The 354-nt window shown below is 68.1% G+C and carries 1 protein-coding gene; it reads left to right on the top strand.

Annotated elements, in window-relative coordinates; genetic code table 11:
- Positions 1–354: ATP-binding protein (locus AX690_RS18475; protein WP_197426908.1), on the top strand; the 354-nt coding region annotated here is incomplete at both ends.

Consider the following 354-nt stretch of genomic DNA (forward strand, 5'->3'; position numbering starts at 1 on the left):
CCAAGCTGCCGGTGATGAAGGACCTGGCGGCGTTCAGCTTCGAAGGCTCTGCGATCAACGAAGGCCTGGTGCGTTCGCTATACGACGGCGCCTTCCTGACCAACCATCGCAACATCGTCCTGGTCGGCGGCACGGGCACCGGCAAGACCCATCTGGCCATCGCCATCACCGCCAACGTCGTGCGGGCCGGGGCGCGTGGCCGCTACTTCAACACCGTCGATCTCGTGAACCGCCTCGAGGACGAGGCCCGGCGCGGCAAGGCCGGCGCTTTAGCCGCCCAGCTCTCGCGTCTCGATCTGGTGGTGCTCGACGAGCTGGGCTACCTGCCGTTCGCCCAGTCCGGCGGCCAGCGCC

Origin of the sequence: Caulobacter sp. CCH9-E1 (assembly GCF_001556515.1) — a bacterium.
GTDB lineage: Bacteria > Pseudomonadota > Alphaproteobacteria > Caulobacterales > Caulobacteraceae > Caulobacter.